Annotated in this window: 20 protein-coding genes and 1 pseudogene; 8 read left to right on the forward strand and 13 right to left on the reverse strand. The window is 62.1% G+C overall.

Annotated elements, in window-relative coordinates; all coding sequences use genetic code 11:
* Window position 1: 1 nt before the first annotated feature.
* Both HBO12_RS07890 and HBO12_RS07895 read right to left on the reverse strand, forming a co-directional pair.
* Window positions 2-1,066: an imelysin family protein gene (locus tag HBO12_RS07890; RefSeq protein ID WP_170041871.1), complete on the reverse strand. Its 1,065-nt coding sequence runs from the start codon at window positions 1,064-1,066 to the stop codon at window positions 2-4.
* 31 nt (window positions 1,067-1,097) lie between these two features.
* Complete coding sequence (locus HBO12_RS07895) at window positions 1,098-2,528, reverse strand: di-heme oxidoreductase family protein (RefSeq protein ID WP_170041872.1); 1,431 nt, start codon at window positions 2,526-2,528, stop codon at window positions 1,098-1,100.
* Between the two features lie 148 nt (window positions 2,529-2,676).
* On the opposite strand from HBO12_RS07895, the gene HBO12_RS07900 reads away from it, so the two are divergent.
* Window positions 2,677-3,240, forward strand: a complete 564-nt coding sequence (locus HBO12_RS07900; protein WP_169954623.1) for a nitroreductase family protein — start codon at window positions 2,677-2,679, stop codon at window positions 3,238-3,240.
* Between the two features lie 143 nt (window positions 3,241-3,383).
* On the opposite strand, the gene HBO12_RS28700 is transcribed toward HBO12_RS07900, so the two are convergent.
* From HBO12_RS28700 to gap, 8 genes and pseudogenes are all read right to left on the reverse strand, one after another.
* Window positions 3,384-4,139: a methyl-accepting chemotaxis protein gene (locus tag HBO12_RS28700; RefSeq protein WP_373323108.1), complete on the reverse strand. Its 756-nt coding sequence runs from the start codon at window positions 4,137-4,139 to the stop codon at window positions 3,384-3,386.
* A gap of 102 nt (window positions 4,140-4,241) precedes the next feature.
* A pseudogene (locus tag HBO12_RS28705) lies at window positions 4,242-5,522 on the reverse strand (methyl-accepting chemotaxis protein); the annotation flags it as partial.
* Window positions 5,523-5,648: 126 nt separating this feature from the next.
* Entirely contained in the window at window positions 5,649-6,053 is a 405-nt protein-coding gene (locus tag HBO12_RS07910; RefSeq protein WP_169954625.1) for a YbaN family protein, read from the reverse strand.
* A 178-nt stretch (window positions 6,054-6,231) separates the two neighbouring features.
* Window positions 6,232-6,840 carry a biliverdin-producing heme oxygenase gene (locus HBO12_RS07915; RefSeq protein WP_170041874.1) on the reverse strand — a complete coding sequence of 203 codons (609 nt, stop codon included), beginning with the start codon at window positions 6,838-6,840 and terminating at the stop codon, window positions 6,232-6,234.
* A gap of 127 nt (window positions 6,841-6,967) precedes the next feature.
* Window positions 6,968-9,535 carry a TonB-dependent receptor gene (locus HBO12_RS07920; RefSeq protein WP_170041875.1) on the reverse strand — a complete coding sequence of 856 codons (2,568 nt, stop codon included), beginning with the start codon at window positions 9,533-9,535 and terminating at the stop codon, window positions 6,968-6,970.
* 115 nt (window positions 9,536-9,650) lie between these two features.
* Window positions 9,651-10,619: a FecR domain-containing protein gene (locus HBO12_RS07925; protein WP_170041876.1), complete on the reverse strand. Its 969-nt coding sequence runs from the start codon at window positions 10,617-10,619 to the stop codon at window positions 9,651-9,653.
* A 74-nt stretch (window positions 10,620-10,693) separates the two neighbouring features.
* Window positions 10,694-11,212, reverse strand: a complete 519-nt coding sequence (locus HBO12_RS07930) for an RNA polymerase sigma factor (protein ID WP_169954629.1) — start codon at window positions 11,210-11,212, stop codon at window positions 10,694-10,696.
* Window positions 11,213-11,399: 187 nt separating this feature from the next.
* Window positions 11,400-12,401 carry a type I glyceraldehyde-3-phosphate dehydrogenase gene (gene gap, locus HBO12_RS07935; RefSeq protein WP_029295415.1) on the reverse strand — a complete coding sequence of 334 codons (1,002 nt, stop codon included), beginning with the start codon at window positions 12,399-12,401 and terminating at the stop codon, window positions 11,400-11,402.
* Window positions 12,402-12,622: 221 nt separating this feature from the next.
* Here gap and edd point away from each other — a divergent pair, with 221 nt between their 5' ends.
* The 4 genes from edd (at window position 12,623) to HBO12_RS07955 (ending at window position 17,704) form a co-directional block, all read left to right on the forward strand.
* Window positions 12,623-14,449 carry a phosphogluconate dehydratase gene (gene edd / locus HBO12_RS07940; protein WP_170041877.1) on the forward strand — a complete coding sequence of 609 codons (1,827 nt, stop codon included), beginning with the start codon at window positions 12,623-12,625 and terminating at the stop codon, window positions 14,447-14,449.
* Entirely contained in the window at window positions 14,446-15,402 is a 957-nt protein-coding gene (locus HBO12_RS07945; protein WP_169954631.1) for a glucokinase, read from the forward strand. The genes edd and HBO12_RS07945 overlap by 4 nt, the downstream gene beginning before the upstream one ends.
* 126 nt (window positions 15,403-15,528) lie before the next feature.
* Window positions 15,529-16,260 carry a response regulator gene (locus tag HBO12_RS07950; protein WP_169954632.1) on the forward strand — a complete coding sequence of 244 codons (732 nt, stop codon included), beginning with the start codon at window positions 15,529-15,531 and terminating at the stop codon, window positions 16,258-16,260.
* Complete coding sequence (locus HBO12_RS07955) at window positions 16,250-17,704, forward strand: ATP-binding protein (protein WP_169954633.1); 1,455 nt, start codon at window positions 16,250-16,252, stop codon at window positions 17,702-17,704. The genes HBO12_RS07950 and HBO12_RS07955 overlap by 11 nt, the downstream gene beginning before the upstream one ends.
* Before the next feature lie 119 nt (window positions 17,705-17,823).
* On the opposite strand, the gene HBO12_RS07960 is transcribed toward HBO12_RS07955, so the two are convergent.
* On the reverse strand, window positions 17,824-18,753 hold the full coding sequence (locus HBO12_RS07960) for an AraC family transcriptional regulator (RefSeq protein WP_169954634.1): 930 nt from the start codon (window positions 18,751-18,753) through the stop codon (window positions 17,824-17,826).
* A 326-nt stretch (window positions 18,754-19,079) separates the two neighbouring features.
* Between HBO12_RS07960 and HBO12_RS07965 the strand changes: the two genes are divergently transcribed.
* Together HBO12_RS07965 and HBO12_RS07970 are read left to right on the forward strand one after the other, a co-directional pair.
* Window positions 19,080-19,421 carry an antibiotic biosynthesis monooxygenase family protein gene (locus HBO12_RS07965; RefSeq protein WP_024077189.1) on the forward strand — a complete coding sequence of 114 codons (342 nt, stop codon included), beginning with the start codon at window positions 19,080-19,082 and terminating at the stop codon, window positions 19,419-19,421.
* A gap of 8 nt (window positions 19,422-19,429) precedes the next feature.
* Window positions 19,430-19,711, forward strand: coding sequence for a hypothetical protein (locus HBO12_RS07970; protein ID WP_170041878.1), 282 nt, complete (start codon window positions 19,430-19,432; stop codon window positions 19,709-19,711).
* Window positions 19,712-19,813: 102 nt separating this feature from the next.
* On the opposite strand, the gene HBO12_RS07975 is transcribed toward HBO12_RS07970, so the two are convergent.
* Window positions 19,814-20,446 (reverse strand): flavin reductase family protein, encoded by a 633-nt coding sequence (locus HBO12_RS07975; protein ID WP_170041879.1) that lies wholly within the window; start codon window positions 20,444-20,446, stop codon window positions 19,814-19,816.
* Window positions 20,447-20,642: 196 nt separating this feature from the next.
* Between HBO12_RS07975 and HBO12_RS07980 the strand changes: the two genes are divergently transcribed.
* Window positions 20,643-21,398 carry a COG4705 family protein gene (locus HBO12_RS07980; protein ID WP_170041880.1) on the forward strand — a complete coding sequence of 252 codons (756 nt, stop codon included), beginning with the start codon at window positions 20,643-20,645 and terminating at the stop codon, window positions 21,396-21,398.
* 63 nt (window positions 21,399-21,461) lie between these two features.
* On the opposite strand, the gene HBO12_RS07985 is transcribed toward HBO12_RS07980, so the two are convergent.
* Window positions 21,462-22,781 carry an MFS transporter gene (locus tag HBO12_RS07985; protein WP_169954639.1) on the reverse strand — a complete coding sequence of 440 codons (1,320 nt, stop codon included), beginning with the start codon at window positions 22,779-22,781 and terminating at the stop codon, window positions 21,462-21,464.
* Window positions 22,782-22,931: the final 150 nt, after the last annotated feature.

The following is a 22,931-nucleotide window of genomic DNA, read 5'->3' on the forward strand; positions in this document are numbered from 1 at the left end:
ATCAGTCACCGTCGTTGGCATTGAAGCCCAGTTGGATGCCCAGCGCCTTGGCCAGTTCGCCTTCGTGCAGGCGGTGGACGACGTTGAGGCTGTCGTAGATAGCGTTGAGTTGCTCGCGCCCGGCGTCGTCGGCCAGCAGTTCATTGAGCGAACGCTGGTTGCTGTCGAACAGTTTCAGGGAGGCTGCGTAGGCTGCGTCGATCTTCTCGGCCAGAGGCTTCTGGTCGGCAGGCAGCAGGCCGCGCAGGCCCTTGTTGTCGACCCCGGCCCAAACGGTCTGGGCCGCCGCGAGGCTGGCTCGCAAGCCTTGCAGGGACGATTGGCTGCGCCACGCATCGGCCTGGAACGGCTGGGGGATGCCCTTGGACAGGCGACCCATCGGTGTGCCGAGTTTTTTCTTCAGGGTGTCCAGGGCCGTGACCTGCACGCGCAGCAGTTCGGCGATGGCTTCGTGGGAATCGGCGTAGCGCTGGTTAGGAAACTTGGTCATCTGCGCCAGCATGCCGTCGGTGCTGTTCCAACTGGCCAGAATTTCTTCGGCCAATTGCTTCTGGCGCTCGCCGATGGCGATCAGCAGCGGGCAGTAGCGGGCTTTCTGGGCGTCGTTGGCAATGTCGGTCTTGGCGTCATACAGGATGTATTCGTAGGCCGACAGGCCTTGCACCACAACGCTGGACTTGGCCAGGGCAGCGGCATCGATCTGCGGCTGGGCGGTGGCCAGTTGCTCGACCTGACGGCCAACGAGGTTTTTCTTGTCTGGCCAGAACTGCACCTGCCAGGCGCGATTGCCCTCGGCCAGCGGGCCGATCAGCAGCGGTTGCAACTCGGCCCAGGCTTTTTGCGCGTGGAGGAAGTCGGCGCGGGCGGTCTCCAGGGATTCCTTGCCTTGGCAGTAAGCCAGGGCGCTGACGGCCAACTGCCGGTCAGCTTCGACCCAGCGGCTGTAGGTCGGCAGGATCACTTGCTTGGCAATGGCCGCCGAGGTGACCGCTTGCGGATCCTGCGGCGCGCAGGCGCCAAGGGCCAGGGCGGCGAGGCTGGTGAACAACAACTTGGGACGGAACATGTCGAGCTCCCTTCAATAATTGGGGCAAAGCTTATAGAGAATTCAGGAACGCGAGCAATGCTGCTCGCTGCTGCGCATTAAAAGACAACACCTGTTGCTGCGCCGCCTGGGCTTCACCGCCGTGCCACAGCACGGCTTCAAGCAGGTTGCGGGCGCGGCCGTCATGCAGGAACTGGGTGTGGCCACTGACGTTTTGTGTCAGGCCAATGCCCCACAACGGCGGCGTGCGCCAGTCGCGGCCACCGGCCTTGAATTCGGTACGGTTATCGGCCAGGCCCTCGCCCATGTCGTGCAGCAGCAAGTCGCTGTACGGGCGGATGACCTGGTTGGCCAGCTCCGGCTCGGCGGCATTGCTGGCCGTGGTGAACGTGGGCGTGTGGCACGCCTGGCACCCGGCCTGGAAAAACAAGTTTTTGCCGGCCAGCACCTGTTGCGCATTGACATCACGGCGCGCCGGTACGGCCAGGTTGCGGGTGTAGAACAGCACCAGGCGCAGGATGTTATCGCTGACTTCCTGCTCGCCATTTTCGCCATTGCCGTTGGGCGCCTGCTTACAGGCAACCTGTGCGTCGGTGCAGTCGTCCATGGGCCGCAGGCGGGTGGTCAGGCCCATATCACCAGAGAACGCGTGAACATTTTGTTGATTGAGGTTCGGCTGCCCGGCTTTCCAGCCAAAGCGCCCGAGCACGGTTTTTTGCTGGGCATCATCCCAGACCCAGTTCGGGCGGCCGAGCACGCCGTTTTTGTCCGGGCGTTTGCTGGCGTTTTGCAGGATGTCCGCGTCGCTGATGGCTTCGAGCAAGCCCAGGCCGATCATCGGCGGTGCTACACGGGCGGAAAACCGCGTATCCGGGTGCATCGGCCCGTAGCCGAGCTGGGTGATCTGCAGGCTCGGCTTGCGCAACTCCACCACCGTGCCGTCCTTGAACGTGACGTTGACCGGGGTGTAGTCGACCCGCACCTTGCCTTCCGGGACCACGCCGGGCACGGCCATGTCCTGCAACTGCCCGCCATACACCGGCTCGGGCACGATCCCCAACTGTTCGATGACCTTGGCATAGGGCGGCGAATCCGGGATCGACAGGCGCACCAGCATGGACACCGCGTTGCTGGCCTCAGGCAAGGGCGGATGACCGCGGCCATCCTTGATATGGCAGTTCTGGCAGGCATTGGTGTTGAACAGCGGCCCCAGCCCATCACGGGCGGTGGTGGTGGCCGGGGCGATCACCCACGGATTGCGGAAAAAGCTGTTGCCGACGCTGAAGTCCAGGCGGCGCGTTGGCGCCAGGTTGGCCGAGGGCAGCGAAAAGGCATTCTGGTCGGTCTTCCTTACCGTCGTGCTGCCTCCCGAACGCGCCTCACCCGGCTCGGCCTGGGTAAACGTCGGCGGCGGGGCGTCATCGCAGGCACTCAGGCTCATGGCCATCAAGAGTGCAGACAGGCGAAGAGGCAAGCGGGGCATCGATAATCCTGGAAGACGGGCGACGGTGGATGAAATTCAGGGGGCAAAGTCTAACAGGGCGGGGCGGATTGAATAAGAGCAATTATCGTTTGCTCCAATCTGATGCATTCCCGCTAGAATGGCCGCACATTTTTCCTGGAGGTGGCCAATGCAGGCTCTCGACGCTTTGCTCAACCGTGTTTCCGTACCGCGCCTGCTGGAGCCGGCCCCCACTGCCGAGCAGCGCGAAGTGCTGTTCGCGGCAGCCATGCGTGCACCGGATCACGGCCAACTGCGGCCTTGGCGCTTCCTCACCGTGGAAGGCGCGGCCCGTGAGCAAATGGGCACCCTGCTGGCCGAAGCGGCCCGCCTGCAAGACCCCGAGGCCCCGCAAGCGGTGATCGACAAGGCGCAGAACGGCCCATTGCGTGCGCCGCTGGTGGTGGTGGTGATTGCCCGTCTGCAGGAACACTTCAAGGTGCCCAAGTCCGAGCAGTTGCTGGCGGCGGCCTGTGCGGCCCACGGTATTTTGCTGGCGGCGTATGCCCAGGGGATCGGTGCGGTGTGGCGCACCGGCGAGTTGTCGTATTCGGCGCATGTGGCCAAGGGCCTGGGGTTGAGCGCGGGTGAGGAAGTGATTGGCTTCCTTTATCTGGGGACCGCGCAGAACCCGCCGCGTACGGCGGCCAAAGAAGACATCACGGCGTTTGTCAGCGCCTGGACCGGTCTCTGACCCACCGCAAACCTATGTGGGAGCGGGCAAGCCCGCTCCCACATTTGATCTTCACTGCTTTGAGCATTGCGTTCGCTTAACTGATCGGTATTAGGGCAAGTCCCCTCCCACATGGGGTATTTCATTGTTTTCAGGACCTGGGCTTACACCCGGAACTGATCCATCAGTTTCATCTGCTGATTGGCCAATGCATTCAATTGGCTGCTGATCGCCGCTGATTCAGTGGCCTGGCCAGTCAATGTCTCGGTCACGGTACGGATCGCCGAAACGTTGCGGTTGACCTCTTCGGCCACGGCGCTCTGTTCTTCGGCGGCGCTGGCGATTTGCAGGTTCATGTCGCTGATCACCGTCACCGCATCGCTGATCTTGCCCAGGGCCTGGACCGCCTGCTGGATCTGCCCGGCGTTGTTCTGTGCCTGGCTCTGGCTCGAATGCATGGTGGTCACCACCCCACGGGTCGCACTCTGGATGCGTTCGATCACCAGGCGGATTTCTTCCACCGAATCCTGGGTGCGCCGCGCCAGGTTACGTACCTCGTCCGCCACTACCGCAAACCCCCGCCCGCTTTCCCCGGCGCGCGCGGCTTCAATCGCGGCATTGAGGGCCAGCAGGTTGGTCTGCTCGGCAATGCTGCGGATCACCTCCAGCACCGAGCCGATCTGCTCACTGTTGACCGCCAGGGCTTCGACTTCAGTCACCGCCTTGCTGACTTCTTCGGCGAGGGTGGTGATATCGCGGGTGCTGCGCTCGATAATCGCCAGGCCTTCGCGGGCCGATTGATCGGCGCCGCGCGCTGCACTGGCCGCGTTTGAGGCGCTGTTGGCCACATCATGGGCGGTGGCGCTCATCTCGTTGGAGGCGGTTGCCACCTGGTCGATCTCGCGGAACTGTACCTGCATGCCTTCGCTGGTCTGGCGGGCGATTTCCGAGGACTGGTCGGCGGTGCCGCGGGCTTCGGTGATGCTCTGCTTGATCTGGGCGATGGTCGGTTGCAGTTTGTCGAGGAAGCGGTTGAACCAACTGACCAGCTCCCCCAGTTCGTCTTTTTTCGTGTAGGCCAGGCGTTGGGTCAGGTCGCCGTCGCCGCTGGCAATGTCCTTGAGCATCGCCGCCACGCTGTTGATCGGGCGGGTCACGCCGGTAGCGGTCAGCCACATCAGCAGCAGGCCCAGCAGGCCGGCTACGGCGCCGACCAACAGCGCTTGCAGCGTGTCACGGGCCTGGGCCTCGTCGAGGACCCCTTGCAGCTTGACCGAGTCGGCCAGCAGCACGTCCTTGGGCAGTTTGATCACCACGCCCCAAGGCTTGGCATCGGCAATCGGCTTGACCGGATACACCGCGCGAATCGTATCGTCCTGCTCGCGGACCTTGCGCGTGTCACTGGACAGCAGTTGCACGATCTCTTTGCCTTCGGCGCCGAGCACATCGACGATGCTCTTGCCGACCTTGTCCGGCTCGCCGCTGAAGCTGGCAATCAGGCCACTGCTGGAGAGGATTTCCATGATCCCGGCGCCGTCAAACAGCTCTTTTTGCGCGGTATTGGCCGCCGCTTGCAGGGCATCCAGCGCAATGTCGACGCCGATCACCCCAATGACCTTGCCGTCGGCCAGCAGCGGCAGGGAGATGGTGGTCATCAGCATCGACTTGCCGGCGACTTCATCGGCGTACGGGTCCAGCAGGCAAACGTTGCGGGTATCCCGTGGGCAGGTGTACCAGATGTTGTAGGGCGTACCGCTGAGGTTGAGGGTGGTCTTGGTCAGGTCCGCTTCCACCATCACGGTGTTCAGCCCTTCGCCACCGGCACGGCTCCAGTAGCTGGAGAACCGCCCGGCCTCGTTGGAGGCGCGCAGCTTGTCGTCGATAAATTCGCTGTCCTTGCCATCCAGGCCGTTGGGTTCAAACGACAACCAGATCCCCAGCACCTTGGTATTGCGCTCGAACGCAGTCTTGATCCGCTGGTTGAGTTCCTCGCGCACGGTGGCCGCTTCCAGCGAACGCTTGGCGGCCATGTTACGCAGGTCCTTGACCTGGTCGGCGAGGGCGGTGACCACCAACAGGCTCTCGCCGAAGGCTTTCTGCACCTGCACGGCCTGCTCGGCGGCCTTGGCCTGGAGCAGGTTCTCCACGCTGGCGGTGAGCATGCGCGAGCTGGACGCGCTGACCAGTTGGTCGTTCTGGTTGGACTGGTAGATATTCAGGCTGACGATCAGCGCAATCACCCCCAACAGGCAGAGACCGGACAGCAGCACGATTTTCAAGCGGATGGAGAGGGTGTCGAACATGGGCTTACTCGCGATTGGACTTGTTGGTGTGCAAGCAGGGCAACGGCCAAGTCCATTCGGCGCTATGCCCGGAACATCGGCACCGACGGGTAATTCATGAGGAATAGGCGATGAGCGGTAGGGCGCTCAGGCAGCGGTTCGCGCGAGGCGTTCGGGGCGTGACCAGATCCACAGGTTGCCCAGGCTCATACCGGCGATGGCCAGGTAGATCGGCCAGCCGTGATCGAGCATCACCAGCATCAGGCCGGCACACAGCAACATGCTCACGGTGGCGCTGACCTTGGCTCGACGGGCGATGATCTTGCCGTTGCGCCAGTTGAACAGGATCGGCCCGAACAGCCGGTGGTTTTCCAGCCAGGCGCTCAGGCGCGGCGAGCTCTTGGTGGCGGCCCAGGCGGCCAGCAGGATGAATTCGGTGGTGGGCAGGCCCGGCACGACAATCGCGATCAAGCCGATCCCCAGGCTGACATAGGCCAGCAGGCCGAACAGGATTCGGGCGAGTTTGGAGGAGGATTGGACGGGGGCTGTCATAGGTACGATTTGTCAGGGTTTCGAAAAATCTGAAAATGGAGCGCGATCAACATGTGGGAGCGGGCTTGCCTGCGATGCAGACGCTGCGGTGTATCAGTTAGACCGCAGCGATGCTATCGCAGGCAAGCCCGCTCCCACACAACCCCGCTCTCACATTCATTGCATTCCAGCAGCGCGATCAGGCCAGTTCTGGGGCGCTAGCGTACGCCTGTTCCAGCAACACGGTGAAGCGTACAAACGCATCCACGGCACCTTTTTCTGCTGCGGCTTCTTCTTCGGCGCTCAGTTCCAGGCTGTCGAGGGTGCGGGTGAAGCTCTTCCAGCCTTCTGCACGACCACCGGCTGGCTCGCCCAGGTGACGGGCACCGAAGGTTTCGCTCAGGCCCAGGCCGACGGCACGCTTGATCAGGAACGCTGCGCCCAGCTTGGAACCTTCGGACACGAACAGCCAGCCCAGGGCCTGGGCCTTGCTCGGGTTCTGCACGGCACCGGCCACGGGGGCGGGTACTTCGGTTTCCAGGTCGGCCAGGTCCAGCTTGGCGGCTTCGGCGCGGCAGCGCTCGGCCAGGTCCGGCACCAGCTTGATCAGCTCGGGATCGTTGTACAGCGCCACCAGTTCCGATTGGAACAGGTACTGCGCCACCACGAAACGGGCGAAGTTGGCCTGGGTTTCAAACGGGGCGTGAGCCTTGACCAGGGCATCGAGCTTGGTGTGCGGCTCGTGGGTGATCTGGTTCAGGCGCTGGGAGCGCAGGCTTGCGCGTTCTGCGGTAGTGGAAGCGGTCATTGGATGTCCTTGAGAAGGAAAAGCGCCTTGTTGCCAGGCTGTTATTACTAGACGAACAAGAAGACGCGTCACAGTAAAAAATCCTCACCCCGCCGGCGATAAAACCGGCGAGGTGGGGCTGCATGGGTCAGATGTCCCAGATCAGGTTGATCGCAAAGTTGCGTCCTGGCTGGGTCAGGCGGTCCAGGCTGGCTGGCGAAGTCACGCCGGCTTCGCCCACACCGTCGTAGCTGCGCACGTCATCCCAGTTCCAGTATTTCTTGTCGGTCAGGTTGTACAGGCCGCCGTTGACGGTCAGATCGTCGGTGACTTTGTAGAAGCCGGTCAGGTCGACGATGCCAAAGCCCGGGGTCTTGAACGGGCCATTGGCCTTGATGCCGGTCGGGGTAAAGAACGTGGCGCTGTCGACCCGGTTCTGTTTCTTGACCAGGGTCCAGCTGACCAGCGCACCGTAGGTGTCCTGGTCGTAGCCCAGGCCGAACACACCCTTGAGCGGGTTGACGCTGTTCAGCGGCTGGCCGGTTTCGTCGTTGCGCCCGTGGGCGTAGGCAATCGCGCCCTTGGTATACAGGCCTTGCGGTGCGCCGAAGGCGTCCAGGTTCAAGCGCCCTTTGACCTCCATGCCCTTGATGGTGGCACGCTTGATGTTGCCTGGCTGGAAGATGGTGCCGGTGGGGCCCAGCGCGGCGTTGTCCTCGTCGATGAAGTCGCGGTACTTGTTATAGAACACCGCGACGTCGAAATTGCCTGCGTCGAAGTTGCCACGGATCCCGGTTTCGTAGCTCTTGCTGGTTTCCGGCTTGAGGTTCGAGTTGGGCTCGACGATGTAGCCTTCGCCCAGGTTTTCAAAACGGCCATACAGCGCTTTGGCTGATGGCGTACGGAAACCTTCGGCGTACTGGCCAAACCAGGTGTACTGCTCGGTCAGTGCGTAGGTCACGCCCAGTTTTGGCGAGAAACGATGCCAGGTTTTGTTCGAGTCGTCGTGGGGGAACTTGCGGTCCGGGTCGGTGGTATTGAGGAACTCTTCGGTCAGCTTGGGTTTGAGCTGGATGTAGTCGTAGCGCACGCTCGGCAGGAAGGTCCAGTCATTCCAACTGATCTGATCCTGGGCGAACAGCGCGTAGCTGTTGATGGTCGGATCGGGGAAGTCGCTGGCTTTTTTCACGCTGTCGGCAGGGGTTGGGCTCGGTGCGCCGATGGCCGTGCAGCCCGCGCCTACAGCCAGGCAGGTCGCCGCACCTTCGCGCGAACCGGTGACTTTCTGCTGCTTGATCGTGGTGCCGTAGGTCAGCAAGTGATCGGTGTCGCCGATGACGAAGGCCTTGTCCAACTGCGCGTCGAACACCCACTGCTTTTCTTCGTAGAGGGTGTCGCGGGTCCGCAGCACGCGGCGGCCGGCCTGATAGATTTCGCTGGTGGCCTGGTCGGTCTTGGCGATCTGGTAGTTGAGGCTGGTCTTGATGTGATCGGCAATCGGCGAGTCGAGGGAAAACTTGTTTTCCAGGCCAAAGCGCTCGCGGGTGATGGTGTCGTTACCGCGACGGTCACGGTACATATTCATACCCTGGCCTTCGAGGAAGATCCCGCCTACCGCGCTTTTCTGGTTGATGTCGCGGTCGTCCTTGTACTTCTCGTAGGTCAGGCCCAGGCGGTTGTCTTCGCCGTAGTTCCAGCCCAGCTTGGCCAGCACGTTGGTGGTGCGCACGTCTTCCGGGTTGGCGCCGGTGCGGGCCAGGCCGGTGGCGTTGTTGCCGTTGTAGGACTCCATCTCGTGGCCATTGCGCTGGCTCAGGTGCAGCAAGCCGTCGAAGTCCTGCACCCGCCCGGCGACGGTGCCGGAGGTCAGCCAGCTTTCGTCCGCCGAGCTGTAGCCGGTCTTCAGGCGCGCGCCCACATCCTGGCCGGGCTTGATGATGTCGTCCGGGTCGAGGGTGAAGTAGCTGACGGCGCCGCCGATGGCGCTGCTGCCGTACAGGGCCGAGGCCGGGCCGCGGATAATCTCGACGCGCTTGACGATTTCCGGGTCGACATAGTTGCGGCGGGTCTTGGCGTACGGGCCGTTGAAGAAGTTGTCCGGCACCTCTACACCGTCCACCTGGGTGAGGATGCGGTCGCCGTCGATGCCGCGAATGTTGTAGCCGGAATTACCGGAGCGGGTGCCGGCGCCACCGACCGAGACGCCCGGTTCGTAGCGCACCAGTTCGCGGATGGTGTTGACGTTCTGGCGGTCCAGCTCCTCGCGTTCATGCACGCTGACGGTGCTGGGCACGCTATCGACCGCCTGTTCCGTACGGGTGGCGCTGATAGTCATTTGTTGCAGGGTGAGAGCGCTACCCGCCGTGCGCTTTTCCAGGACGATGTTGTTATTGCCCAGTTTGCGGTAGTTCAGGTTGGTCCCCACCAACAGCCGGTCCAGGGCTTTTTCCGGGGTCAGCGAGCCGCGCACGCCAGGGGAGGAAACCCCTTGGCCCAGTTCGGCGGGCAGGCCGATCTGCCAGCCGGTGACGGCGGTAAAGGCGTTGAGTGCCGAGACCAGGGATTGCTGCTCGATGCTGAAGGTGTAGTTGGCGTGGCTGCGCGCCGCGGGTTCGGCGGCAGTGGCCGTGAGGACCGGGCTGCCCGCCAGCAGGATGGCGGCGGTCAGCAGGCACAGCGTAGGCGAAGAGGACCGGCGGTTGAAACGAGAGGACATCGAGAGCGCTCCGAGGGACGAGTCTTATAGTTGCGAGCCTGAATCAAATAGGAATCAGTTGCATTGGCTAAGACGAGACGTACCAGCGGTGGCTATCGAGTAAAAATAATTATTCTCAGTTGAGAATCACTAGTGCAGGGAACTCCGAGAGTTTGGCCGAGGTGATATGGGCCAGGGAACGCACCACGTCCAGCGGTTGGTCCAGACGGTAATTACCGGTCACGGCGACGCTGGCCAGTTGCTCGTTGGTATTGACGATCCAGCCCGGGTAGTAGCGCCGCAGCTCTGCCAGCACTTCGCTCATCGGGCAGTTTTCAAAGACCAGCCGGCCCTGGACCCACGCCAGTTCCTTGGTGGCGTCGAGCTTGGCCGGTTGGCCGAAACCCTTGGGGCCGACGCGAATGCTCTCGCCGGCACTCAGGCGCACCCGGTTGTTGCCGAAGGTGGTGCTCAGGTCGACATCCCCGCGTTGTACCTGCACCTGCGCCTCACCGTTGAGATAGCGCACGGCAAACGCCGTATCGCTGACGCTGGCGCGCACCGGGCCGGCGTCGATCTGCAGGGGCAGGCCACGGTTGGCCGCGACTTCGAAAAACGCCTCGCCCTGATACAGGCGGGCGATGCGCTGATGCTCGTCGATGGTGCTGGAAAACGCCGAGTTGGTGTTGAGCAGCACCTTGGAGCCGTCATCCAGTTGCAGGCGCTGGCGCTCGCCGACCACGGTCAAATGGTCGGCCTGCAGGCGCACCGGCAGGTTGCTGAAGCTGAACAGCCCCAGCAGCAACACCGCCGCCGTGGCCAAGGGCTTCCAGTGCGGCTTGATGCGCCGCCAGGCGCTGGGCTTGCGCGGCGCATTCAGGGCCACGGCGGCGCTGTGTACCGGCGCACCGCACCAGGCGGCCTGGGCTTTGGCGAAGGCTTGGGCGTGACTCGGGTCGGCATCCAGCCAGGCCTGGAACTCGGCTTGCTGGCCAGGCTGCGGGCACTGCAAAGCGATCAGCCAGTCGAGGGCTTGGTCCATGGCCGCATGTTGCAACACCTCATGAGCCAGCTCATGGGGGTGCAGTTTGTTCGGGTCCGTCACGGTGTTCCTCGGGTCTTCGCCACGTTTTATTCAATAGCTTTTGTGACATTGCTGTCGGCTTGTCCCGACAAAGCTTAAGGGTGATCGAGCCGTTCGGCCACACCTATGCAGATGGCCATGATCAATTTCAGTTCCTTTTGCACGGTGCTCAAGGACACCTGCAACTGGTCGGCAATCTCCTGGTAGCTGCAACCGTGCAGGCGGCTGAGGATAAAGATCTGCTGCTGGCGAGCGCTCAACTGCCCGAGGCTGACGCTCAGGTGCTCCAGCAATTGCTCGGCGTGGGCGGCGTCTTCGGGCGTGGTGACTGGCGAGGCGACGCTTTGCAGGACATCCATCGGGACATCTTCCTGCAAGGTGCGGGACTGGATCCGACGCGAGCGCAGATGATCCAGGGCCAGGTTGCGCGCGGTCTGGAACACGAAAGGCTCGAGGTGATCAATCGGTCGTTCGCTGAGGGCCCGTGTGACGCGCAGGTAGGTTTCCTGCAACAGGTCCTCGGCGGTGCTGTGGTTATTCACCATCCGCTGCAAGGTGCGCAGTAGCACCACCCGTTGGGTGAGGAAGACTTGATTGAAGCGAGATAGGCTCACAGTGATACCGGACCGATTGGCAGTTAATGATAATGCTTATCATCAGCGCAAATGGCAAGTGGCTATTTCTCTGAACCCACGCAAGACAAATGTGGGAGCGGGCTTGCTCGCGAATGCGGTGGGTCAGTCAATACATTCATTACTGACCCACCGCATTCGCGAGCAAGCCCGCTCCCACAGGGGGGGGTTACTCGGCGTTACACAGCGCCAGGCAGTTATCCAGCATACGGTTGGAGAAGCCCCATTCGTTGTCGTACCAGGCCAATACCTTGAGCAGCTTGCCGCTGGACTTGGTGTGGTTGGCGTCGAAGATCGACGACAGCGGGTTATGGTTGAAGTCGCTGGAAACCAGCGGCAGGGTGTTGTAGCCGAGGATTTTCGAGTGCTGGCTGGCTTCTTTGAGCAGCGCGTTGACCTCATCGGCCGTGGCTTCTTTTTTCAGTTGCACGGTCAGGTCCACCAGCGACACGTTGATCACCGGCACCCGCACCGCCATGCCGGTCAGCTTGCCTGCCAGTTCCGGCAGCACCAGGCCCACCGCTTCGGCAGCGCCGGTCTTGCTCGGGATCATGTTCTGCGTGGCCGAACGGGCGCGGTACGGGTCGGTGTGGTAGACGTCGGTCAGGTTCTGGTCGTTGGTGTAGGCATGAATGGTGGTCATCAGGCCGCTTTCGATACCCAGCTCGCGATGCAGCACCTGGGCCACCGGCGCCAGGCAGTTGGTGGTGCAGGAGGCGTTGGAGATGATCTGGTGGGATTGGCGCAAAATGTCATGGTTGACCCCGTAGACCACGGTGGCATCCGCGCCCTTGGCCGGGGCCGAGATGATCACCTTGCGCGCGCCGGCGCTAATATGGGCGGCGGCCTTGTCACGGTCGGTGAACAGGCCGGTGCATTCGAACACCACGTCGATCTTGTGTGCAGCCCACGGCAGGTCGGCGGGGTTGCGAATGGCACTCACGGCAATCCGGTCGCCATTGACGGTCAGGCTTTCCTGATCGTGAGCGACCTCTGCATCGAAAGTGCCATGGACGGTGTCATATTTAAGCAGGTGGGCATTGATCGAACTGTCGCCCAGGTCATTGATGGCGACGATCTGCAAATCCTGACGGTAGCCTTGGGTATAAAGTGCGCGCAGGACGTTGCGGCCAATGCGGCCAAAACCATTGATTGCAATTCGAAGAGTCATTTGAAAGCGCCTGTCGTCGATTTGTTGTAAGAATTACAAGATTATTCGCATAAAAATAGAAAACAAGCCTTTTTAGTGGCAATATTTTGTTCAATCTACAACGAGTGACCTGAATCAACTGGTCCGATTGGTCAAGTAACTCCCTGCCAACCTCTTCGCGGCGGGCTTTTGACCAGCATAGACACTCAGGTCGCCACATCCGTTAGCCTGGAGTTCTACACATGCATCCCCGCGTACTTGAGGTCACCGAACGCCTTATCGCCCGCAGCCGGGCAACCCGTGAGGCGTACCTTGCGCTGATTCGCGGCGCGGCCAGCGACGGGCCGATGCGCGGCAAGCTGCAATGCGCCAACTTTGCCCACGGCGTGGCCGGCTGCGGCACTGAAGACAAAAACAGCCTGCGCATGATGAATGCCGCCAACGTAGCAATTGTTTCGTCATATAACGACATGCTCTCGGCGCACCAGCCCTACGAACATTTCCCGGAACAGATCAAAAAAGCCCTGCGCGAAGTCGGCTCGGTCGGCCAGTTCGCCGGCGGCACCCCGGCCATGTGCGACGGCGTGACCCAGGGCGAGCCGGGCATGGAGCTGAGCCTGCTGAGCCGTGAAGTGATTGCCATGTCCACGGCGGTAGCGCTGTCCCACAACATGTTCGACGCCGCGCTGATGCTGGGGATCTGCGACAAGATCGTCCCCGGCCTGATGATGGGCGCCCTGCGTTATGGCCACCTGCCGATGATCTTCGTGCCCGGTGGGCCGATGCCGTCGGGCATCTCCAACAAGCAGAAGGCCGATGTGCGCCAGCGCTACGCCGAAGGCAAGGCCAGCCGCGAAGAGCTGCTGGAATCGGAGATGAAGTCCTACCACAGCCCCGGCACCTGCACCTTCTACGGCACCGCCAATACCAACCAGTTGCTGATGGAAGTGATGGGCCTGCACTTGCCGGGCGCCTCGTTCGTCAACCCGTACACACCGCTGCGTGATGCGCTGACCCGTGAGGCCGCGCACCAGGTCACGCGCCTGACCAAGGCCAACGGTAACTTCACGCCGATTGGCGAGATCGTCGATGAAAAATCCCTGGTCAACTCCATCGTCGCCCTCAACGCCACCGGCGGCTCGACCAACCACACCCTGCATATGCCGGCCATCGCCATGGCGGCGGGCATCATCCTCACCTGGCAGGACATGGCCGACCTCTCGGAAGTGGTGCCGACCCTGTCCCACGTCTACCCGAACGGCAAGGCCGACATCAACCACTTCCAGGCGGCGGGCGGCATGTCGTTCCTGATCCGCGAGCTGCTGGAAGCCGGCCTGCTCCACGAAGACGTCAACACCGTCGCCGGCCATGGCTTGAGCCGCTACACCCGCGAACCGTTCCTGGTGGACGGCGAACTGATCTGGCGCGAAGGCCCGATCGAAAGCCTCGACGAAAGCATCCTGCGCCCGGTAGCCCGGGCCTTCTCCCCGGAGGGCGGCTTGCGGGTGATGGAAGGCAACCTCGGCCGTGGGGTGATGAAAGTCTCGGCGGTGGCCCTCGAACATCAAATCGTCGAAGCGCCAGCCGTGGTGTTCCAGGACCAGCAGGACCTGGCCGATGCGTTCAAGGCCGGCCAGTTGGAGAAGGATTTTGTCGCGGTGATGCGCTTCCAGGGCCCGCGCTCTAATGGCATGCCGGAATTGCACAAGATGACGCCGTTCCTCGGCGTGCTCCAGGACCGAGGTTTCAAAGTCGCATTGGTGACAGACGGGCGTATGTCTGGCGCCTCGGGTAAAATCCCCGCCGCGATTCACGTCAGCCCCGAAGCCCAGCGCGGTGGCGCGCTGGCGCGGGTCAAGGATGGCGATATCATTCGCGTCGATGGCGTCAAAGGCACCCTGGAGCTTAAGGTGGACGCCGAAGAATTTGCAGCGCGCGCGCCTGCCACGGGCTTGTTGGACAATAACGTGGGGGCCGGTCGCGAGCTGTTTGCATTTATGCGCCTGGCCGCAAGCTCCGCAGAGCAGGGCGCCAGCGCCTTTACCTCTGCCCTGGAGACACTCAAGTGAAGCTTGCGCTGGTTGGTGATATTGGCGGTACCAACGCCCGGTTTGCGTTGTGGCGGGACCAGGCACTGCATTCGATCCGGGTGCTGGCCACGGCGGATCACGCCAGCCCCGAGGAGGCGATCCAGGTCTACCTCGCCGAGGAAGGATTGGCGCCGGGCTCCATCGGCGCGGTGTGCCTGTCGGTGGCCGGGCCGGTGAGTGGCGACGAGTTCAAGTTCACCAACAACCACTGGCGCCTGAGCAAGACCGCGTTCTGCAAGGCGCTGCAAGTGGACGAACTGTTGCTGGTCAATGACTTCTCGGCCATGGCCCTGGGCATGACTCGCCTGCAGCCTGATGAATACCGCGTGGTCTGCGCCGGCACACCGGAGCCGTGGCGCCCGGCGGTGGTGATCGGCCCGGGCACGGGGCTGGGCGTGGGCACTCTGCTCGACCTGGGCGCCGGCCGCTGGGCTGCGTTGCCGGGGGAGGGCGGGCATGTCGACCTGCCCCTGAGCAGCCCACGGGAAACCCAGTTGTGGCAGCACATCTACAACGAAATCGGGCATGTCAGCGCCGAGACGGCCCTGAGCGGCGGCGGTTTGCCCCGCTTGTACCGGGCGATCTGCGCGGTGGACGGCCACCCGGCGGTACTGCAAACCCCGGAGGCGATTACCGCTGCGGGGCTGGCTGGCGATCCGGTGGCGATGGAGGTCCTGGACCAGTTCAGCATCTGGCTGGGCCGCGTGGCGGGCAATAACGTGCTGACCACCGGCGCCCGGGGGGGTGTGTATATCGTGGGCGGGGTGATCCCCCGGTTTGCCGAGTTCTTTATCAACAGTGGTTTTGCCAAGAGCTTTGCGGACAAAGGCTGCATGAGCGACTACTTCAAAGGTATCCCGGTGTGGTTGGTGACGGCGCCGTATTCCGGGTTGACCGGGGCGGGCGTGGCATTGGAGCAGGCATTTGCGTAGGCAGTGATGGCCTTATCGCGGGCAAGCCCGCTCCCACATTTGATTGTGTTCACAAATCAAAATCTGGGAGCGGGCCTGCCCGCGATGGGGCCCTAGAGAGCACCCCATAACAACAAGGAGGCCCCCGTGAGCGTAATCAGTAAATCCATTCTCCTGGTCGACGACGACGAGGAAATCCGCGAGTTGCTGCAAACCTACCTCAGTCGCGCCGGCTTCCAGGTGCGGGGCGTGCCCAATGGCGCGGGGTTTCGCCAGGCCATGGACGAGGCCCCGTGCGACCTGGTGATCCTCGATGTGATGCTGCCCGACGAAGACGGCTTCAGCCTCTGCCGCTGGGTGCGCCAGCACCCGCGCCAGGCCCAGGTGCCGATCATCATGCTCACTGCCAGCTCCGACGAAGCCGACCGGGTCATCGGCCTGGAACTGGGCGCCGACGATTACATCGGCAAACCCTTCAGCCCGCGGGAGTTGCAGGCACGCATCAAGGCCCTGTTGCGCCGCTGCCAGTTTGGCCAGGAGCGTACGGGTGGCGACGTGCTGGTGTTCGATGAGTGGCGGTTGGACATGATCAGCCATCGGCTGTTTCACGTTGATGGCGAGGAAGTCATCCTGTCCGGTGCCGACTTTGCCCTGCTCAAGCTGTTCCTCGATCACCCACAGCAAATTCTTGATCGCGACACCATTGGCAACGCCACCCGTGGCCGTGACCTGATGCCCCTCGACCGTATTGTCGACATGGCTGTCAGCCGCCTGCGACAACGCCTGCGTGATACCGAGAAACCTCCACGGCTGATCCGCACCGTGCGCGGCAGCGGTTACCAACTGGCGGCCAGTGTGGTTGCCAGCAATGCCCACTGAACGCCGGCGCATTCCGGTCCCGCGTTCATTGCTGGGGCGCATGCTACTGCTGACCCTGTTGGCGGTGCTGTTTGCCCAGGCGTTATCCAGCGTGATCTGGGTCTCGCAACTGCGCGCCACCCAGCTTGAAGGCCTGGTCACCAGCGCCCGCAGCCTGGCCCATTCGATGACCGCCAGCGTCAGCTATTTCCGTTCGCTGCCGGTGGCTTATCGGCCGCTGGTGCTCGACCAGTTGCGCAGCATGGGTGGCACGCGTTTTGTGGTGACACTCAACGACAAGCCGCTGGATATGCAGATCTTGCCGCAAACCCCGCGCAAACAGGCGGTGCTTGGTGCCGTGGACGAAGTGCTGCGCCAGACCCTGGGCAGTGACGTGCATTTTTCGGTGGAGTTTGTCAGTGCCGAAGACCTGCGCATCTTCAATGCCGGCCTGAAACTCGATGAATTGCCACGCTCCTGGGCGCATTACGCGCTGACCCTGGAGCCGGTCAACCCGCCGGTACTGGTGACGCAGATCGAGTTGGGCGCCGGCGAATGGCTGTATATCGCCTCGTTGTTGCCCGAGCCCTACACCAGCCTCGAAGAACAGGGCCTGCCGTCCCAGCAGGTGTGGTTTATCGTGCTGACCAGTGGCTTTCTGTTGCTGTTTATCGGCTTGCTGGTGCATTGGCAGAGCCGGCCGCTCAAGCGCCTGGCGCGGGCGGCGCGGGACCTGTCCCTGGGCGCCGACGTGGAACCGGTGGCCGAAGGTGGCGGCAGCGAAGTGGTGGAAGTGGGCCGTGCGTTCAATGCCATGCGCGAGCGGATCAGCCGCTACCTGACTGAACGCAGCCAGTTGTTCAGTGCAATTTCCCACGACCTGCGCACCCCCATCACACGCCTGCGGCTGCGGGTGGAACTGCTGGAAGACGAAAAGCTGCAAGCCAAGTTCGGCCGCGACCTGGATGAGCTGGAACTGCTGGTCAAGGGCGCGTTGCAGTGCGTCAAGGACACCGACATCCACGAGAACATCGAGCCGGTGGACCTCAACCATGTGCTCGACTGCCTGGTGGAACCGTATCTTGCGCCCAACGGCAATGGCCGGGTGACCCAGCATGGCCGGGCGTTGACGGCCTATCCGGGCAAGCCGCTGGCGCTCAAGCGCTGCATTGGCAACCTGATCGATAACGCCCTGAAGTACGGGCAGAACGCCCATCTGCGTATCGAGGACGATGGCGCGCAGTTCATCCTGCATGTGGATGACGAGGGCCCCGGGGTGCCGGAGCAGCGTCTGGAGCAGGTCTTCGAACCGCACTTTCGCCTGGCCGGGCAGCAGCAGGGTTATGGCCTGGGGCTGGGGATCGCCCGCAATATCGCCCACAGCCATGGCGGCGAAGTCAGCCTGCAAAATTTGCGCGAAGGTGGCCTGCGTGTGACCTTGCAACTGCCCCGCACCCTGGACTAAACAACACCGCGTCACCCTGTAGGAGCTGGCTTGCCAGCGATAGCTATACATCACTCACATTTGCAGTACCTGACCTACCGCAATCGCTGGCAAGCCAGCTCCTACAGACGGGCGTTGGGTCAGATGCTCTGGCGTAGCCTGGCCAAGTCGCGCAACGGCGGCGCGCCAAACAACCGGCTGTATTCCCGGCTGAACTGCGACGGGCTCTCATACCCCACCCGATACCCCGCCGCCGAGGCTTCCAGGCCTTCGGCGATCATCAGGCGCCGGGCCTCCTGCAAGCGCAACTGCTTCTGGTACTGCAACGGGCTCATGGCGGTGATGGCCTTGAAGCGGTGGTGCAGGGTCGACACGCTGAGATTCACTTCCTTGGCCAGATCATCGATGCGCAGCGGTTGTTCATAGTTGCCGTTCAGCCAGGTGATCGCCCGGCTGACCCGATGGCTCTGGCTATTGGCCACGGCAATTTCGTACAGGCGATAGCCCTGTGGCCCACGCAGTAGTCGGTAGAGAATCTCGCGATTGATCAACGGCGCCAACATCGCGATATCTTTGGGCGTATCCAGCAGGCGTGCCAGGCGCAATACGGCGTCGAGCAACTGGCTGTCGATCCGGTCGACATACATGCCGCGTGCGGTCGGGCGCGTGGGCACGCCCATCGGCCCGGCTTCGGCAATCAGGGCGGTCAGTTGCGCCGGGTCGATATTGATGCGCACCGACAGGTTGGGGTCTTCGACTGTGGCGTCGATGACTCGCCCGGCCACCGGCATCGCGACCGAGAACACCAGGTAGTTGAGGGGGTCGTAGGCAAAAATTTCGTCGGCCAGGCGCACTTCCTTACTGCCGTTGGCGAGGATGCACAGCGCAGGTTCCACCAGCACCGGCATGAAGTCGCGTGGCGTGTTGTGGCGGTTCAGGTACAGCGAGGTGATCGCTGTGCCGTAGGAACCGTCTTCCCAGGTATGCCGGTGCACAATGCTCGCCAGTTCGGCGCGCTGTTTTTCCATCTCGGCATCGAGGGGAATGGACTGCTGTTCGGGCGACGACATGGGGCGTCCTCTGCATGCTTCTTTGATGGGCACAGCTTAGCGGTGGCGGTGCAGCAGCGTTATGTCGATTCTGCACAATCCTTGCCTGATCCTGCGGCGCGTCTTGAATCAGGCAAGCACACAGCCTGTCATCTGCCTGAAACAAGGCGCTAACCCCTGCAATAAAGCCTGACGCCAAACCCTGGGTCTACGCTTCTGGCAGGATTGTGCAATAAGCCGGCAGGAATCGACTAACCGCGCTGGGGCCTGCGCCCGTATCTTTGACCCTGTGGCAACACGCCCCCACAGTGCTTGCCGAGCATCACTTCTCAACGGGAGAGTCGAACATGTCCACCCCCATTCCCGCGAGCCATATGGCCTTTATCCGCGCCCGCAGCGGGTGCAGCACCGAACTGGGTGCACGCTTGAGCAGTTTGATCGAACCGGGCCGCCAGGCTCAGGGTTGCCTGCAATTCTCGTTGCAGCACTCCCAGGTTGACCCCGATGTATGGCTGGTTTCAGGTTTCTGGAGCAGCGAACAGGCGATGAGCGCTTATTTCAGCTCGCCGGCCCTGATGCTGTTTACCGAGCTGTTGAACGACATGGTCGTGCGCAGCATGGACTTCCAGACCTTCACCGACGCATCCGCCGCCAATGCCTACGGCGAGTACCTGCAACTGGCAGGTTAAGGTTTAGAATGGCCGACTTTCCATTGGCCAGGACCTGCAACATGGCACGTAAAGAGTTTGCCCACCACGAAGCTGTTTCCGCCCTTGTACGCGAAGACCAGGGTGGCTATAGCGCCGCCATCGCCGTCAAGGCACTGGACGGCATGAGCGCACCGCGCTTTCACAAGATCCTCGATGGCCAACTGTTCAAGACTGCCGACGACGCCGACGATGCGGCGGCCCAGCAATTGGAGCGCTTGATCGTTATCGATGAAGAGGGCCAGTTGGCCTGGGCAACTGCAGCAAACTAAAGAACACCACCGACCCAACTGTGGGAGCGGGCTTTGTGTGGGAGCGAGTAAGCCCGCTCCCACACAAGCCCGCTCCCACATTTTTGACTGCATTGCATCCAATCAGGGTTTGGTAGCACCTGGTCGGTACATCTTGAACAGAGCTTGCGGTCCCAGCTGGAAATAATCCGCCGGGCCGCCGCCCCGCAGAATCGGCTCGGCCGCTGCGGTGTCGTACACCCCATCCTTGAGCAGCCATTTGGCGATGTGCACCGCGACCACTTCGCCAAGTACCAGCCAACTGGGCACCAGCTCCTTGTCGGCCCGCTGCAACTGAATGATCTGCGTGACCTTGCACTCGAACGACACCGGGCTTTCGCCGACCCGTGGCACGGCAATCACCTTGGACGCCACTGGCGTCAGCCCGGCCAGTTCAAACTCGTTGACCTCTGGCGACACGGCGGCGCAGCTCTGGTTCATCTGCTCGGCCAGCGGGCGCGTGGCCAGGTTCCAGACAAACTCGCCGGTCTGTTCGATGTTATTCAGGCTGTCTTTACGCCCGACACTGGAAAAACCAATGATCGGCGGGATGTAGTTGAAGGCATTGAAAAAACTGTAGGGCGCCAGGTTAAGGCGGCCTTCGCGGTCCTGGGACGAAATCCAGCCAATCGGGCGCGGGCCGACGATGGCGTTGAACGGGTCATGGGGCAGGCCGTGGCCGTTGGCGGGTTCATAGAAATGGATATCGTCAGGCATGGACGGCGGTTCCTGCGGCGGGGAAAGCGCAATAGTGCAGGCCCAAGGGCAGGATTTCCACCGGATTGGCGCTGCCCTATGGAATTTTCATCCATCGCCCACCTATTTTTCACAGCTGCACGGCCAGTCTGCACGCCAGGTCGATACCCCCCCATGAGTCGGCCTTTCGAGACTGAACTCTGGAGCCTTCTGCACAATGAACAAACTACCTCAGATTACCCTGGCGTTCTGGGTCATGAAGATCTGTGCGACCACCCTTGGCGAAACCGCCGGGGACTTGTTGTCGATGACCCTGAATGTCGGCTACGCCATCAGTTCGATGATCCTGCTCAGCGTGTTCCTCATCACGTTGCTGACGCAGTTATGGTCGAAAACCTACAACCCGGTGCTGTACTGGATCGTGATCCTGTCGACGAGCACGGCGGGCACCACCATGTCCGATTTTATGGACCGTACCCTGGGCCTGGGGTACGCCTCCGGTTCGATGATCCTGATTGTCCTGTTACTGATGGTGTTCGCCCTCTGGCACCTGAGCGGCAATTCGCTGAACGTGAACAAGGTGCAGACCCCGCGCGGCGAGCTGTTCTACTGGGTGGCAATCCTGCTCTCCAACACCCTGGGCACGGCCCTGGGGGACTTCCTGGCCGACGACTCGGGCCTGGGCTTTGCTGGCGGTGCGATATTGATCGGCGCGAGCATCCTGCTGGTGGTGGCGCTCAAATACTGCACGACGGTTTCGTCGGTGGTGTTGTTCTGGGTAGCGTTTGTGTTGACCCGGCCCTTTGGCGCGACCCTCGGGGACTTCCTGACCAAACCCCATGAAAAGGGCGGCCTGGACTTTGGCACTATCGGCTCATCGGCGGTGCTGGCGGCCGTGCTGCTGGTGATGATCGCCGGTGCCTGGTATGTACAGCGCCGGGATAACCGCCAGCCGCTGGCAGAGCTGTCCTGACGGGATAAAAAAGGGGCCATGTCATTTGCATGACATGGCCCCTTTTCTACACCTGGCGAACGCTTAGTCCGTGGTGATCCGCGAATGCTTGCGGGTGTCTTTCATGGTGATGTAGACCAACAGCGATACGGCAATACACGCGGTGACGTACCAGTAGTAGCCGGTTTCCATGCCGATGCTCTTGAACCACAGCGCGATGTATTCGGCGGTGCCGCCGAAGATCGACACGGTCAGTGCGTAAGGCAGGCCTACACCCAGCGCACGGATTTCGGTGGGGAACAGCTCGGCCTTCACCACGGCGTTGATCGAGGTGTAGCCGCTGACGATGATCAGCGCCGCCATGATCAGGAAGAACGCGCCCCACCAGGTCTGGACAGTGTGCAGAGTGGTGAGGATCGGCACGGTGAACAGGGTGCCGAGGATGCCGAAGGCGATCAGGATCGGCCGGCGACCGACCTTGTCCGACAGGCCGCCGACAATCGGTTGCAGGCACATGAACAGGAACAGCGTGGCCGCAGAGATGGTGGTGGAGTCGGAGATGCTCATGCCGACGGTGTTCACCAGGTACTTCTGCATGTAGGTGGTGTAGGTGTAGAAGGCCAGGGTGCCGCCCATGGTCAGGCCGACCACGGTCATCAGTTCCTTGGGGTGGCGCATCAAGGTGCGCATCGCGCTTTCCTTGGCTTTTTCCTTCTTGGTGAACGACTCGGTTTCTTCCATGCCACGTCGCAGGTACAGGGCCACCACCGCGCACAGGGCGCCGATGGCGAACGGGATACGCCAGCCCCAGGCATACAACTCTTCAGTGGTGAGGAGCTGTTGCAGCACGATCAGTACCGCCAACGCGATGAGCTGGCCGGAGATCAGGGTCACGTACTGGAAGCTGGAGAAGAAGCCGCGACGTTCCTTGGTCGCCATTTCACTCAGGTAGGTGGCCGAGGTGCCGTATTCGCCACCCACCGACAGGCCTTGCAGCAAGCGGGCGAACACCAGCAGGATCGGCGCGCCGACCCCGATGGTTTCATAACCGGGGCTCAGGGCGATGATCAGCGAGCCGAAGCACATCAGCAGCACCGACGCCATTAACGCGGCTTTACGGCCTGCGCGGTCGGCGTAGAGGCCCATCAGCCAGCCGCCAATCGGGCGCATCAAAAAGCCCACGGCAAAAATCGCGGCGGTGTTGAGCAGTTGGGCGGTGGTGTCGCCTTTAGGGAAGAAGGCTTTGGCGAAGTACAGCGAGAAAGCGGCGTAGACGTACCAGTCATACCACTCGACCATGTTGCCGACCGATCCGCTGAAGATCGACTTGATACGGCTGGAAGTGGTGCGTTCTTGCGCCGGCGCAGCCGCCGACCCCAGAGGCAGGGAATTGGAGTTATCCATTGAAGGATCCTTCATGTCATTGTTTTTGTGGAGCGCGCGTCAGCGCAGCCTGGTTGCAGCTATAGCAGGAGCTGTGCCAAGCAGGGGGAGGCCCGGTCTAGAAGGGTTGGGGGATTTTTTTGAGCGGAAAGCCGCTGATGGTTTTTTGGT

This window comes from Pseudomonas sp. WS 5059, from assembly GCF_012985525.1.
In the GTDB taxonomy this organism is placed as follows: Bacteria; Pseudomonadota; Gammaproteobacteria; order Pseudomonadales; family Pseudomonadaceae; genus Aquipseudomonas.

What these genes read in the sequence shown, in the direction of transcription:
- edd (WP_170041877.1), top strand. Translation starts at nt 12,623, where the DNA reads ATGCATCCCCGCGTACTTGAGGTCACCGAACGCCTTATCGCCCGCAGC.
- HBO12_RS07975 (WP_170041879.1), bottom strand. Translation starts at nt 20,446, where the DNA reads ATGCCTGACGATATCCATTTCTATGAACCCGCCAACGGCCACGGCCTG.
- HBO12_RS07915 (WP_170041874.1), bottom strand. Translation starts at nt 6,840, where the DNA reads ATGACCGCTTCCACTACCGCAGAACGCGCAAGCCTGCGCTCCCAGCGC.
- HBO12_RS07895 (WP_170041872.1), bottom strand. Translation starts at nt 2,528, where the DNA reads ATGCCCCGCTTGCCTCTTCGCCTGTCTGCACTCTTGATGGCCATGAGC.
- HBO12_RS28700 (WP_373323108.1), bottom strand. Translation starts at nt 4,139, where the DNA reads ATGCAGGTACAGTTCCGCGAGATCGACCAGGTGGCAACCGCCTCCAAC.
- HBO12_RS07920 (WP_170041875.1), bottom strand. Translation starts at nt 9,535, where the DNA reads ATGTCCTCTCGTTTCAACCGCCGGTCCTCTTCGCCTACGCTGTGCCTG.
- HBO12_RS07955 (WP_169954633.1), top strand. Translation starts at nt 16,250, where the DNA reads ATGCCCACTGAACGCCGGCGCATTCCGGTCCCGCGTTCATTGCTGGGG.
- HBO12_RS07910 (WP_169954625.1), bottom strand. Translation starts at nt 6,053, where the DNA reads ATGACAGCCCCCGTCCAATCCTCCTCCAAACTCGCCCGAATCCTGTTC.
- gap (WP_029295415.1), bottom strand. Translation starts at nt 12,401, where the DNA reads ATGACTCTTCGAATTGCAATCAATGGTTTTGGCCGCATTGGCCGCAAC.
- HBO12_RS07985 (WP_169954639.1), bottom strand. Translation starts at nt 22,781, where the DNA reads ATGGATAACTCCAATTCCCTGCCTCTGGGGTCGGCGGCTGCGCCGGCG.
- HBO12_RS07890 (WP_170041871.1), bottom strand. Translation starts at nt 1,066, where the DNA reads ATGTTCCGTCCCAAGTTGTTGTTCACCAGCCTCGCCGCCCTGGCCCTT.
- HBO12_RS07970 (WP_170041878.1), top strand. Translation starts at nt 19,430, where the DNA reads ATGGCCGACTTTCCATTGGCCAGGACCTGCAACATGGCACGTAAAGAG.
- HBO12_RS07965 (WP_024077189.1), top strand. Translation starts at nt 19,080, where the DNA reads ATGTCCACCCCCATTCCCGCGAGCCATATGGCCTTTATCCGCGCCCGC.
- HBO12_RS07900 (WP_169954623.1), top strand. Translation starts at nt 2,677, where the DNA reads ATGCAGGCTCTCGACGCTTTGCTCAACCGTGTTTCCGTACCGCGCCTG.
- HBO12_RS07980 (WP_170041880.1), top strand. Translation starts at nt 20,643, where the DNA reads ATGAACAAACTACCTCAGATTACCCTGGCGTTCTGGGTCATGAAGATC.
- HBO12_RS07960 (WP_169954634.1), bottom strand. Translation starts at nt 18,753, where the DNA reads ATGTCGTCGCCCGAACAGCAGTCCATTCCCCTCGATGCCGAGATGGAA.